The 12,048-nt window shown below is 70.1% G+C and carries 13 protein-coding genes; 8 read left to right on the top strand and 5 right to left on the bottom strand.

Going from position 1 to position 12,048, the window contains the following annotated elements; genetic code table 11:
- Positions 1-73: 73 nt before the first annotated feature.
- Positions 74-898, bottom strand: a complete 825-nt coding sequence (locus NLX83_RS40590; RefSeq protein ID WP_254240632.1) for a siderophore-interacting protein — start codon at positions 896-898, stop codon at positions 74-76.
- Between the two features lie 109 nt (positions 899-1,007).
- Here NLX83_RS40590 and NLX83_RS40585 point away from each other — a divergent pair, with 109 nt between their 5' ends.
- The gene (locus tag NLX83_RS40585) at positions 1,008-1,679 is read left to right on the top strand and encodes an NAD(P)H-binding protein (RefSeq protein WP_254240631.1); all 672 of its coding nucleotides are present in this window, start codon (positions 1,008-1,010) and stop codon (positions 1,677-1,679) included.
- Between the two features lie 87 nt (positions 1,680-1,766).
- Positions 1,767-3,059 (top strand): nitric oxide synthase oxygenase, encoded by a 1,293-nt coding sequence (locus tag NLX83_RS40580; RefSeq protein ID WP_374118872.1) that lies wholly within the window; start codon positions 1,767-1,769, stop codon positions 3,057-3,059.
- A gap of 106 nt (positions 3,060-3,165) precedes the next feature.
- Here NLX83_RS40580 and NLX83_RS40575 read toward each other — a convergent pair whose 3' ends face one another.
- Positions 3,166-4,059 carry an alpha/beta fold hydrolase gene (locus NLX83_RS40575; protein WP_254240633.1) on the bottom strand — a complete coding sequence of 298 codons (894 nt, stop codon included), beginning with the start codon at positions 4,057-4,059 and terminating at the stop codon, positions 3,166-3,168.
- Positions 4,060-4,094: 35 nt separating this feature from the next.
- Between NLX83_RS40575 and NLX83_RS40570 the strand changes: the two genes are divergently transcribed.
- Complete coding sequence (locus tag NLX83_RS40570; RefSeq protein WP_254240630.1) at positions 4,095-5,576, top strand: sensor histidine kinase; 1,482 nt, start codon at positions 4,095-4,097, stop codon at positions 5,574-5,576.
- A complete protein-coding gene (locus tag NLX83_RS40565) occupies positions 5,573-6,205 on the top strand; it encodes a response regulator (protein WP_254240629.1) in 633 nt (210 codons plus the stop codon). Before NLX83_RS40570 ends, NLX83_RS40565 begins: the two co-directional genes overlap by 4 nt.
- On the opposite strand, the gene NLX83_RS40560 is transcribed toward NLX83_RS40565, so the two are convergent.
- Entirely contained in the window at positions 6,196-6,789 is a 594-nt protein-coding gene (locus NLX83_RS40560; protein ID WP_254240628.1) for a TetR/AcrR family transcriptional regulator, read from the bottom strand. The two genes, NLX83_RS40565 and NLX83_RS40560, sit on opposite strands and share 10 nt — an antisense overlap.
- A gap of 42 nt (positions 6,790-6,831) precedes the next feature.
- On the opposite strand from NLX83_RS40560, the gene NLX83_RS40555 reads away from it, so the two are divergent.
- Positions 6,832-8,574 (top strand): SDR family oxidoreductase, encoded by a 1,743-nt coding sequence (locus NLX83_RS40555; RefSeq protein WP_254240627.1) that lies wholly within the window; start codon positions 6,832-6,834, stop codon positions 8,572-8,574.
- On the opposite strand, the gene NLX83_RS40550 is transcribed toward NLX83_RS40555, so the two are convergent.
- Entirely contained in the window at positions 8,537-9,316 is a 780-nt protein-coding gene (locus tag NLX83_RS40550) for a hypothetical protein (RefSeq protein WP_254240626.1), read from the bottom strand. The two genes, NLX83_RS40555 and NLX83_RS40550, sit on opposite strands and share 38 nt — an antisense overlap.
- A gap of 192 nt (positions 9,317-9,508) precedes the next feature.
- Here NLX83_RS40550 and NLX83_RS40545 point away from each other — a divergent pair, with 192 nt between their 5' ends.
- On the top strand, positions 9,509-9,706 hold the full coding sequence (locus NLX83_RS40545; protein ID WP_254240625.1) for a hypothetical protein: 198 nt from the start codon (positions 9,509-9,511) through the stop codon (positions 9,704-9,706).
- 37 nt (positions 9,707-9,743) lie between these two features.
- A complete protein-coding gene (locus NLX83_RS40540; RefSeq protein WP_254240624.1) occupies positions 9,744-10,124 on the top strand; it encodes a VOC family protein in 381 nt (126 codons plus the stop codon).
- A gap of 345 nt (positions 10,125-10,469) precedes the next feature.
- On the opposite strand, the gene NLX83_RS40535 is transcribed toward NLX83_RS40540, so the two are convergent.
- Positions 10,470-11,321, bottom strand: a complete 852-nt coding sequence (locus NLX83_RS40535) for a DUF72 domain-containing protein (protein ID WP_254240623.1) — start codon at positions 11,319-11,321, stop codon at positions 10,470-10,472.
- A gap of 192 nt (positions 11,322-11,513) precedes the next feature.
- Between NLX83_RS40535 and NLX83_RS40530 the strand changes: the two genes are divergently transcribed.
- The gene (locus NLX83_RS40530; RefSeq protein ID WP_254240622.1) at positions 11,514-11,972 is read left to right on the top strand and encodes a peroxiredoxin; all 459 of its coding nucleotides are present in this window, start codon (positions 11,514-11,516) and stop codon (positions 11,970-11,972) included.
- Positions 11,973-12,048: the final 76 nt, after the last annotated feature.

Below are 12,048 nucleotides of genomic sequence, written 5' to 3'. Positions count from 1 at the left end.
TGGACCACACCGAACGGGAAGACCGCCGAAACCGAAGCGGAACCGATCGCCGAACCCGCACCCTTCTAAGACCTCACAGGTTGTCGTGGTCAGCACCGCGACGCCAGTAGCCCGAGAAGTAGAGGGCGTCCTTGGCGATGCCGCGTTCGCGGAGCAGGTGGCGGCGGAGGTGCTTGACCACGGTGCACTCGCCCGCGATCCACGCGTACGCCTGGCCGGGCGGCAACTCCGCGTCGCGGATGGAGTCGAGGAGGCGGGACGGGCCGTGGTGGTGTGCGAGCCAGGTGATCTCGACATCGGCGGCGCTGTGGATCTCCTGGCGGTCGGAGTCCTCGGGGACCTCGACGAAGACCTTGGCGACGGCGCCCGCGGGCAGCGATTCGAGGATGCCGCCGATCGCGGGGAGCGCGGTCTCATCACCTGCGAGCAAGTGCCAATCGGTACCGGGTACCGGATGGTACTCGTAGCCGAGGACCGGGGTGTGCAGCACGTTGGGCGCGAGGAGGCCGATGTGGTCACCGCGCCGGGCACGAGCCACCCAGGCGGAAGCGGGGCCGGTGTCGCCGTGCAGCACGAAATCGACATCGACCTCGTTGCGCTCGGGGCGGTGGCCGCGCAGCGTGTACGTGCGCATCACGGGACGAACGTCATCGGGTTGCGCGAGGTAGTCCTGGTACCAGGAGGGACCACTGGTCAGCACGGGCCGCTCCTGACCGGCCAGCGGGAAGAACAGCTTGATCCGCTGATCCCTGCCGCCGCTGGTGAGCCCCGCCAGATCGGGGCCGCCGAGCGTCACCCGAGCCATGTTCGGGGTGAGCCTGCGGACCTCGCGCACCTGGGCGCGGAAGTGGACGTAGGACAGGACCTGCGCGGGCCGGGTGTCGGTCGTCGCGGTCATGCGGGCCTTCCCTCGCCGGAACACGGACCCGTCCGAGTAAAGCAAGGCATACCTAAGTGTTCAAGGGTTTCGCTCGGTGGATCCCCGTTCCGCTCACTAGCCTGACCGCATGCGCATCGTCATCGCCGGTGGCCACGGCCAGATCGCCCTGCACCTGGAGCGCCTGCTCGCCGCGCGCGGCGACCACCCCGTCGGCATCATCCGCAACCCCGGCCACGCCGAAGACCTGCGGGCGGCGGGGGCCGAGCCGGTCGTGCTGGACCTGGAGTCGGCAACGGCCGAACAGGTCTCCGACGTGGTGCGGGGCGCGGACGCGGTGGTCTTCGCGGCCGGGGCCGGGCCGGGCAGCGGGGCCGGGCGGAAGCTGACGGTGGACCGGGACGCCGCCGCGCTGCTGGCCGACGGAGCCGAGCTGGCCGGGGTGCGGCGCTACCTGATGATCTCGGCGATGAACGCGGACATCACGCCGCCGCCGGACATGGACGAGACCTTCGCCACGTACCTGCGCGCGAAGAGCGCGGCCGACGCCGACGTCCGGGGCCGCGACCTCGACTGGACCGTGCTGCGGCCGGGGGCGCTGACCAACGAGCCCGCGACCGGGCGCGTGAGGATCGCCGAGAAGCTGCCGAGGGGCGCGATCACCAGGGAGGACGTGGCACTGGTGCTGCTCGCGCTGCTCGACGCACCGGAAACGATCCACCGCCAGGTCGAGGTGACGGGCGGTGACCTCGCGGTGGCCGAGGCCGTCGCGCAACTCGCTCACCAGGGTGATCAGCGCTGACGAAGCTGCCGAGAGTGAGCGATCTTCGGGTATCCGGCTACCCGGACAGCGGTGACGGGTGATCTTCCGGGCGTATAGGTTCACGCGGTGGCTGACGACACCGGAGCGCACGCCGGAACCTGGGCGCTGCCCCCACACCTGGCCGCTCCGACCGAGGCGCCCACCGGCGAGAAGGTCGTTGACGCCGATGAGGCCGAGGAGTTCCTGAGGATCTTCCACGGCGAGAACCCCGACGCCGGACCGGTCGAACGCCGGGTGGCCTGGGTCCGCACCGAGATCGAGATGACCGGGTCCTACCAGCACACCACCGCCGAACTCTCCTTCGGCGCGCGGGTGGCCTGGCGCAACGCGGCGCGCTGCATCGGCAGGCTGTACTGGCGCAGCCTCCGCGTGCGCGACATGCGGGCGGTGCGCAGCGCGACCGAGGTGGCCGCGCAGTGCGTCGAGCACCTGCGGCTGGCGCACAACCGCGGCAGGCTGCGCCCGCTGATCACGATCTTCGCCCCGGAAGCGCCCGGCAGGCCGGCGCCGCGGATCTGGAACGAGCAGCTGATCCGCTACGCGGGCTACCGCGACGGCGACGGCAGGGTGCTGGGCGATCCGCGCTACTCGGACTTCACCGGCACCGTGACGTCCATGGGCTGGCAGCCGCCGCGGGAACGCGGGCGCTTCGACGTGCTGCCGCTGGTGGTGGAGACGCCGGAGGAGGGGCCGAGGCTGTTCCCGCTGCCGAGGACGGCGGTGGACGAGGTCCGCCTGACCCACCCCGACCACCCGTGGTTCGCGGAACTCGGTCTCCGTTGGCACGCGGTACCGGCGATCAGCAACATGCGCATGGTCATCGGCGGCGTCTCCTACCCGGCGGCGCCGTTCAACGGCTGGTACATGGGCACCGAGATCGGCGCTCGCAACCTCGCCGACGCCGACCGCTACGACATGCTGCCGGAGCTGGCCGAGCGACTGGGACTGGATACCAGCAGCGAGACGACCCTCTGGCGGGACCGCGCGCTGGTGGAGCTGAACCGCGCGGTGCTGCACTCCTACGCCGAGGCGGGCGTGACGATCACCGATCACCACACCGAATCGCAGCACTTCCTCAAGCACATCGACAAGGAGGAGCGCGCGGGCCGCAAGTGCCCGGCGGACTGGAGCTGGATCGTCCCGCCGATGTCGGGCGGTCTGACGCCGGTGTTCCACCGCTACTACGACACCGAACACCTCAAGCCGGAGTTCGTCGCGGACCCCGAAGCGGTCGAGCGCGGCACGCGCGGGTGCCCGGCGCACTACGCGGACCGCGGCCCGGCGCAGACCGAGGACCAGTCCAAGCCGGTGCTGTGGGCGTACCTGCGCGGTCCGAAGCACGCGGGCGTCAGCGGCTGATCACACCAACAGTGACGGAATCGCTACACTCAGCTATGTGAGCTGTACGGTCAGCCGTCGCAGCCTCCTGGGTCTGGCCCTGGCGGCGTCGATGTCGCCGCGGCGGCTACCGGTCACGGAGGAGCGGCACCGCGCCGTCATCATCGACAGCGGGTTCGGTGGGGCGATCGCGGCTTTCCGGTTGGCGGAGGCCGGGTGCCCGCCGTCGTCCTGGAGCGGTGTTCTCACCGAAGTAGCGGTCGATCCGCTCGCGCACCGCCGGATCTCCTTGGTAAAGCACGTGTTCCCACTTCGAGACGGGAACCATCACCGAACGCGGGACTCGGTGGACGACATCCCCGGTCTCGGGTTGGTTCACCAGACCGGAGACGCCCAGCAGCGGAGGCAGCTTCGCTCCGTCCAGCGGTCCGCGCGGATTGCGCACCGGGCCGGGGAATCCCGCGCAGGTCGAAGCCTGGTAGCCGGTTCGGAAGGTCGGGAAGTCGGGCGCGGCGACGCGCTCCCGTGCCGCCGACGCGGCGAAGTCGTCGTAGCTGGCGTACCGGAACCCGTCGGCGCACTGAGTCGCCAGGCTGAACGCGGGCGTCCAGTACTTGCGCATCCCGGCCCTGGCGGCGAAGAGCGCGGCGTCCCCCCGCGACGCCTGGTCGATGGCCGCGGCCAGCTCCGCGTGCCGCGCGTTGTCGATCAAGAATCCGTACGCGGCGTTCTGTAGGTCAAAAGCGTTATACGCCAAAGGTTTCGATGCGCGGGAGACCGGGATCGGAGATCGATCGGCTCGGGCGAGGAGAGCGCGCCAAGCCGCGCCGTAGCCGGGCTCGCGGTCGGCGAACTCGGTGAAGGCGCGTTGCAGGGTATGCCACATCATCGTCTCCAGGGCGGCGTTGTCCGCAGTGTGGTTGATGACGCCGTCCAAGGCCATCGCGCGGACCCGCTCCGGGAAGAGGCGGGCGTAGGTGACGCCGAATACGCCCCCGTAGGACTGGCCGAAGTAGGAGATCTTCTTTCTCTCCCAACGCCTCCCGGATGCGATCCATGTCCCTCGCCTGTGAGATCGAGTCGCTGTGGTCGAACAGTTCCGGGTCCGTGTCGCGACAGCGGGCGAACAACGCGGCGTTGCGCTGTGCCGTGCTCTTGTACTCCGCCGCGCTCGCGGGCGCAGCGCTTTCTGGTCCGTCCACACAGGACGGTGACTTCGCCAGCACGGTGCCACGCGGGTTCCAGCTCACCACGTCGAACCGGGAGCGCAGGCCCGTGAAAGCACCCGCGGCACGGATGAGCGCGGAAACGCCCGAGGCACCGGGGCCGCCGGGGTTGAACAGCACCACGCCGCTGCGCCTGGACGAAGCGGTCGCCTTCAGCCGGACGACGTCGAGGGCGATCGAACGGCCTTCCGGCCGGTCCCAGTCGACCGGAACGGAGACGGTCGCGGGACCGACCTCGATGTTGACCGGGGTCAATGCGATGTCCGTCTACCGTGGACTGGTGATCGGACAGCTTTCCGTGCAGGACTCCGCGGTGGCGGCCGCGGTGGCCGTGCTCGGCCTCGCCATCTACAACGCGTCCGCCCCGGCGCAGAGCCCGCTGGGTCAGCTCGTCGTCCTCGCGGGCTGCCTCCCACTGGCGTGGCGGTCGAGGAGGCCGGTCCTCGTTCTCGGCCTGGTCGAGGCAGCCCTTGCGACGGCGGTCATCGCGGACCCCTACCTCCAAGGCGTGCTGACCCCGTGCTCGTGGTTCGCGATCTATTCGGTGGCCGCGACGCCGAAGCCTGTGTCCCGATTCGCTCCTGTGCTGCTGTGCACGCCCGCGGTGGTGTGGCTGACCACCCAGGACACCGTCTCCTGGTTCCGGTTCGCGCTCTTCGCGACGCAGTCGTTCGCGTTGACAGCCGCGTTCTGGGCACTCGGGCGGAACCACCGGCTGCGGCAGGAACACGCGGACCTGTACGCCGAACGCGCCGCGGCCGAGGAGCGAGCACGTGTCGCGCGGGATCTGCACGACCTGCTGGCCAGCACGCTCACCGGAGTGGTCGCCCTCGCGCGCGGAGCTCGGAACCGGCCCGAAACCGCGGCGGAGGTGTTCGCGCTCATCGAGCAGACCGGTCGCGAAGGATTGACGGAGACGCGGGAAGTGTTGCGGGCCCAGGGAAATTGCCGTCCTGGTCTCGATCGTCTGCCGAGCCTGGTCGAGCGCGCCGAGAACAGCGGAGTGCCGGTGCGGCTGACCGTTGACGGCGATCCGACGGGCTTGCCCGCCGAGACCGACCTCGCCGCCTACCGGATCGCCCAGGAGGCCCTGACCAACGCGATCCGTCACGGCGACGGCGAGATCACCGTCCGGGTCGACCACACGAAGTCCACTGTGGACATATCAGTGGACAATCCCGTCAGCACTCGCACCGAGGCGAAGGGCCTGGGGCTGGCTGGGATGACCGAGCGAGCGCGGCGGTGCGGCGGCACCGTGCACGCGGGGCCCACTGACGGCGGTTGGTCTGTCCTGGCGAGGTTGCCGCGGTGATCCGGCTCCTGATCGCGGACGACTCCCTGATCAGCCGGATGGGCCTGCGGCTGATGTTCGAGAACGTGGCGGGCTTCGAGGTCATCGGCGAGGCCGCGTCCGGAGGCGAGACCGTCGAGGCCACCCACCGGCTCCGGCCGGACGTGCTGTTGCTGGACATCAGGATGCCGGGCGGGAACGGGAACGAGGTGGCCCGGCGGCTCGCGGGGTCGGCGACGCGGATCTTGGTGCTCAGCACCTTCGACGACGAGGAGTACGTGCACGGCGCGCTGCGGGCCGGTGTCGACGGTTTCCTGCTCAAGGACGCGTCGCGGGAGGAGATCCTGGCGGCGGTCCGCTCGGTCGCGGCAGGTGAGGCGCGGCTGGCCCCTTCGGTGACGCGCAAGGTGCTCGACGTGGTCGACCTGCCCGAGCCGGACGCGCGGATCGCGGCCCTGTCCGGCCGGGAGATCGAGCTGCTGCGGTTGCTCGCGGAGGGGCTGACCAACGCCGAGATCGCCGGACGGCTCGGCGTGACCCCGGGAAGCGCCAAGACCTACGTCTCGCAGCTGCTCGGCAAGCTCGGCGCCAGGGATCGGGTGGCGGCCGTGGTGCTCGCTCACCGCGGCGGGCTGATGCGTCAGCCCTGATCGGGTAGCGGCAGGATCGCGAGCAGGTTCTCGATGAGCAGCTCCGCGAGTTCGTCGCGGGAGAGCCCGCGGTGCTCCAGCCAGTGCAGCGTCATCGCCTCGGCCGCGGCGACCCAGCCGACGAGCAGCAGGCGCGGGCGCGGCCGCGACCGGTCCAGCTCCAGGCCCTCCAGGGCCAGTTCGGCGATCAGCTCGCGCGTGCGGCCGACGATCTCGGCGACCTCCGCGTTCTGGGTGGCCCCGCGCAGCAGCGCGACATAACCGTGCGCGTGCCGCTCGGCGAAGTCGAGGTAGCCGGATACGGCGAAGCGCAACCGCGACAGCGGCGGCCCGGGTGGCGGCTCGATCACCCGGGCGAGATCGTCCACGGCGGCCAGCAGCGCGTGCAGGTACAGCGCCCGCTTCCCGCCGAAGTACCGGTAGACCAAGGCTCGTGAGGCACCGGCGGCGGCCGCGATCGCGTCAACCGTCACGTCCCCGTCCGGGCGCGTGCCGAACAGCCGCTGCGCCGCGGCCACGATCTCGTCCCTCCGCTGGGCGACTGGCAGTCGCCTGCGCGTGGCATTGACACGAGTCCTGCTCACATCAATATTAGACACGACGTCTACTAGTGGTCGGGAGACGACATGCGCTCAGTGCGGTCCGGATCGGCACGACTCGCGGTGTACGAGAGCGGTGCTCCCGATCGGCCGACGGTGCTGCTGGTGCACGGCTACCCCGATGATCATCACGTATGGGACCGGGTCGCGCAGCACCTGCGCGGGCGGTTCCACGTCGTCACCTACGACACCCGCGGCACCGGCACCTCGACCGGACCGAAGGAGCGCTCCGGCTACCGCACCGAGCGCCTGGCCGAGGACCTGCTCGCGGTCGCCGACGCGGTGAGCCCGGACCGGCCGGTGCACGTCGTCGGCCACGACTGGGGTTCGATCCAGGCGTGGGAGGCGGTCACCGATCCCGCGATGCGGCACCGGATCGCCTCGTACACGACGATGTCCGGGCCGTGCCTGGACCACGTCGGTCACTGGAGGCGGAGCAGGCTGCGCCGACCGACCCCGAAACGCCTGCGACAGGTCATCTCCCAGCAGCTGCGCTCCTTGTACATCCTGTTCTTCCACCTGCCCGTGCTGCCCGCGTTGTTGTGGCGCACCGTGATCGCGCGGAACTGGGCGAAGATGCTGTGGCGCACGGAGGGGATCGAGCACCCGCGGCCGACCCGCGTGCTCGCCAAGGACGGCGTGCTCGGCATGGAGCTGTACCGCGCGAACATGTTGCCGCGCCTGCGAAATCCGCGTGTGCGGCGCACGTCGGTTCCGGTGCAGGCGATCACTCCGCTGCACGACCGCTACGTCTCCCCCGCACTGGCCGAGGACCTGGAGCGGTGGGTGCCCGAGCTGTGGCGGCGGCCGCTGGCGGCGGGGCACTGGGCACCGCTGAGCCACCCGGACGCGGTGGCGCGGATGATCGACGAGTTCGTCGAGCACGTCGAGACCGGGAAGAGCACCCGCGCGCTGCGTCAGCACCGGGTCGCCGAGAACCGGAAACCCTTCGCGGACAAGCTGATCGTCATCACCGGCGCGGGCAGCGGCATCGGCAGGGCGACGGCGGAGGCGTTCGCGGCGCAGGGCGCCGAGGTGATCGCCGCCGACATCAACGACGTGGCCGCGAAGGACACGGTGCGGCGTCTGGGTTCCGGCGCCGCCTACCAGGTCGACGTCGCCGACGAGGCGGCCATGCGGCGCTTCGCCGACACCGTGCTCGCCGAGCACGGCATCCCGGACATCGTGGTCAACAACGCCGGGATCGGCATGGCCGGGGCGTTCCTCGACACCACGCCGGAGCAGTGGAAGCGCGTGCTCGACGTCAACCTGTGGGGCGTGATCCACGGCTGCCGCCTCTTCGGCGCGGCGATGGCGGGGCGCGCGGAGGGCGGCCACATCGTCAACATCGCGTCGGCGGCGGCCTACACGCCGACCCAGGTGCTGCCCGCCTACTCCACGACGAAGTCGGCGGTGCTCATGCTCAGCGAGTGCCTGCGCGCGGAGCTCGCCCAGAACGGCATCGGCGTGACCGCGATCTGCCCCGGCCTGGTCAACACCAACATCGCGGGCACGACGACCTTCGCCGGGGCCACCGATGCCGAGCAGGCCGCCTTCCGCGAGCGCGCCGCCAAGAGCTACGAGGTGCGCAACTACCCGCCGGAGCGCGTCGCCGTGCAGATCCTGCGCGCGGTCCTGCGCAACGCGCCCCTGGTCCCGGTGACCGTCGAGGCCCGCGTCTCGCTGGCGCTGTCGAAGGTCAGCCCCGGCGCGCTGCGCGCCTTCGCCAAGCTCACCCCGCCGCGCGAAGAGCCGGAAGACCGCGTCTGATCACCCTGGCGAACTCGCTGAGCAGTTCCGGCATGCGCTGCAGGTCGCTGTTGAGCGCGCACGCGCGGGCCAGCTCGTCCACGGTCAGCGGCCTGCCGCAGTCCTCCAGCTCGAACGCGGTCTGCCCGGACTGCACCGCGAGCAGCACCCGCTTCAGCGCGGCCCGGATCTCGGCGAAGACCTCCTCGGACAGCCGCGGCAGTCTGTCCAAAGTGGACATATCGGGGAGGCGGCAGAGCCAGAAGTCGTTCCACTCGCTGCCCCACAGCGCGTGCCGGGCGTCGTCGGCCTCCAGCAGGTAGTCCTCGGCGAGGCCGGGCCGGTAGCGGTCGACGACCTCCAGCAGCTGCGGCCGGGAGAGCAGGCCGGGGTTGATCACCGCGACCACCCGCGCCGGTTCGACGGGGGTGCCGTGCACGGCCTCCTCCAGCGCCAGCACGGCGATGTCGGCGAACCACGCGGCGACCTTGCGGTAGGACTCCTTGGTCGCGGTGTCATGCTGCTCGGCGAGGAACATGACCTCGGTGCTGACCACCGCGCGCGGGTGCGCGACGTCCAGGCCCGACCTCGGCACCTTCGCCCTGCGGTGCGCCTCGGCCATCTCCCGGTAGTGGGCCTCGGTCCGCTGCTGCGCCGTGCGCAGGAGCTCGATCTGCTCGTCCAGTTCGCTCAGGACCTCGTCCACCTCGTCCCGGGTGAGCGCGGCGGCCAGGGCGAGGCGGTCGTCGTCGATGCCAGTCACACCAACGAGCCTGCCAACCCGGTCAGGTTCGCGTCATCACTCAAGCCGGTAGGTGTTTCAACTCCTTGAAGGCCGCGAACCCCCGCGCGGGCCGGGCGTCCTGACAGGCGCCTGTGCTCGGCAACGGTCATCGCGCCCCGCTGGGCCATCACCGCGGGCCACTGCGTCACCGGGACCGACCTGGTCAAGGACATGCCCGTGACCGTGTACGGCTGGGGCAAGGGCGACTCCGGCGGCCCGGCCTGGGTGACCAGCGCGGTGACCGGCAAGCCGGTGCAGGCGGGGGTGTTGTCCTCGGGCGTTTTCCCCGCTTCCAAGCCGGAAGGCGAGACCAGCTACATGCACCTCGCGCGGTTCCGCGACTGGATTCGGACCCACGCGGGAGTGTGACCGTGCGCTCCGGCTCGCGGGCTGCCACGGTGGGTACATGGAGATCCTGAGCAGCAGGGTGTTGTTGCGCCCCCGCGACCCGGAGCGTTCCCGCGCCTTCTACCGCGACGTGCTCGGCCTCGCGATCTTCCGCGAGTTCCCCGGCGGCACGGTGTTCTTCCTCGGCCAAGGTCTGCTGGAGGTGGCCGCGCACGGCGGCGACGGCTCCGCGCCGGGCAGCACGTCGCTGTACATGCAGGTCCGCGATGTGCGGGCGGAGTTCGAGAAGCTGGTCTCGCTCGGCGTCGAGGTCCTGCGGGAGCCGAAGGTGGAGCCGTGGGGCCTGCACGAGGGCTGGATCCGCGATCCGGACGGGGTGCGCATCGTGCTGGTGGAGATCCCCGCCGACCACCCGCTGCGCCGCGACACCCGCTCGTAGCGCAGGGGCAGCGACGTCTTGCCCGTTTCGTACTCTTAGCGGGATGTGGGAGCACTCCCTTTCCCGTTGTGAGTACGAAACGGCCTTCTCCTCAGCCGCCCCGCGTCTAGTCCGTATCGCAAGTCCTCCAAGCACTCCGCACACCAAGTAAACTCTGCCCATGCACTCCACCCGCCCGTCCACCCCATCCACGGCGGGTGCCGTCTAGAGAACCCCGTTTCGTACTCATAACGGGAAAAAGAGCGCTCCAAAATCCCGACAAGAGTACGAAACGGGGATTTGGGCTGCGCTGGGGATGGTTCGGGGTGGTGTCACGATCGTGGGGGGCCGCTTGCAGAACGGCGGCTAGGGCAGCTCAGCGAGCAGTTCCTGGAATCGCTCCGCGTTGCGGTGGCCCTCGTCGCGGTAGCAGTTGTTGAACACCACGTGCACCGGCTCGGCGAGTTCGCGCACACGGCGCGCCCACGCGGCCAGTTCCTCGTCGGAGTAGGAATAGCGGAACCGCTGCTCGATGTCCTTGCTTGTCCACTGTGGACTGTGTCCGTGCAGCCGGAGCACGGCGATGTCGGAGGTCGCGACCAGCAAGGGCGGCATGGAGTCGTCGTAGCCCTGGGGCATGTCGACCGACACGTACGGCAGGTCGTGCTCGCAGAGGAACGCCAGCGTCTCGGGGCCGTTGACGTGGTTCAGCCAGGTGGAGTGGCGCAGCTCCACGCAGATCCGCATCGGCGCACACCTTTGCTTGCACTCCACCAGGTACTGGCGCGCGGCCTCTCCCGGCCGGAACCACGGCGGGAACTGGAACAGCAGCAGGCCCAGCTTCCCCGCCGCGTGGATCGGTTCCACCGCAAGGAGAAACCGCGACCACAGCTCGTCGGCGACCTCCCCGGAAAGGTCGCGGAGCCGAACGCGCTCCGCGTCCGGGCGCAGGTCGGGCGGGAGGAAGGACGAGCGCACCGTGTGCTTGGTCAACGCCGCGAACGCCTTGGCGTTGATGGTGAAGTCCTCGGGAGTGCGGTCCACCCAGCCCTGCGCCACCTCCGGCCTGGGGATGGCGTAGTAGGAGGTGTTGACCTCCACCAGGGGAAAGCGCTCCGCGTAGCTGGTCAGGCGGTCCGCGTCGGGCACTCCCGGCGGATACCACCCGGTTTCGGTCAGCCCGCGATCGGTCCACCCCGCCGTCCCAACAAGAACCATGATCTTGGGCTACCCCGCGCGGGGCTTCTCAAAGCCGCGCCTGGGCGATGGTGGCCCAACTGGCCGTGAACCCGTTGGCGCCAGTGCCGCAGAGTATGGGCATTCCTCTCCCATGCGCGACCGCCCCGGCTACGCCGAGTACGTTTCCCTCACCAGCGGCTTCGTCCCGCTGCCCCCGAGGAAGGATGGCTGATGCGCCCCGGTGAGATCGTTCCCGACTTCACGCTCCCCGATCAGGACGGGGAGCCCCGCACGTTGAGCGAGCTGCTCACCGATGGCCCCGTGGTGCTGTTCTTCTACCCCGCCGCGATGACCGGCGGCTGCACCGCCGAGGCGTGTCACTTCCGCGATCTCGGCGCCGAGTTCGCCGAGTTGGGCGCGCAACGCGTCGGGATCAGCGGCGACGCTGTGAGCAAGCAGAAGCAGTTCGCCACTCAGCACACCTTCGACTACCCGCTGCTCTCCGATGTGGACGGCACCGTGTCCGCGATGTTCGGCGTGAAGCGGCGGCTGATCAAGATGGTGAAGCGGCACACCTTCATCATCGGCTCCGACCGCACCGTCCTCGACGTGATCAAGAGCGAGCTGCGCTTCGAGGTCCACGCCGACCAGGCCCTGGCCGCGCTCCGCAAGCACACCCAGGGTTCCTAGTGAGGTCTTAGAAGGGTGCGGGTTCGGCGATCGGTTCCGCTTCGGTTTCGGCGGTCTTCCCGTTCGGTGTGGTCCA

The sequence above is a fragment of the Allokutzneria sp. A3M-2-11 16 genome (assembly GCF_024213555.1).
GTDB lineage: Bacteria > Actinomycetota > Actinomycetes > Mycobacteriales > Pseudonocardiaceae > Allokutzneria.
Note: the sequence above shows the minus strand (reverse complement) of the source record. Positions and strands in the feature narration are given on the sequence as shown.

Bases quoted from the DNA above. Each gene is read 5' to 3' on its own strand.
- NLX83_RS40590 (WP_254240632.1), bottom strand. From the start codon at position 898: ATGACCGCGACGACCGACACCCGGCCCGCGCAGGTCCTGTCCTACGTC.
- NLX83_RS40585 (WP_254240631.1), top strand. From the start codon at position 1,008: ATGCGCATCGTCATCGCCGGTGGCCACGGCCAGATCGCCCTGCACCTG.
- NLX83_RS40570 (WP_254240630.1), top strand. From the start codon at position 4,095: ATGTCCCTCGCCTGTGAGATCGAGTCGCTGTGGTCGAACAGTTCCGGG.
- NLX83_RS40555 (WP_254240627.1), top strand. From the start codon at position 6,832: ATGCGCTCAGTGCGGTCCGGATCGGCACGACTCGCGGTGTACGAGAGC.
- NLX83_RS40545 (WP_254240625.1), top strand. From the start codon at position 9,509: ATGCCCGTGACCGTGTACGGCTGGGGCAAGGGCGACTCCGGCGGCCCG.
- NLX83_RS40540 (WP_254240624.1), top strand. From the start codon at position 9,744: ATGGAGATCCTGAGCAGCAGGGTGTTGTTGCGCCCCCGCGACCCGGAG.
- NLX83_RS40535 (WP_254240623.1), bottom strand. From the start codon at position 11,321: ATGGTTCTTGTTGGGACGGCGGGGTGGACCGATCGCGGGCTGACCGAA.
- NLX83_RS40530 (WP_254240622.1), top strand. From the start codon at position 11,514: ATGCGCCCCGGTGAGATCGTTCCCGACTTCACGCTCCCCGATCAGGAC.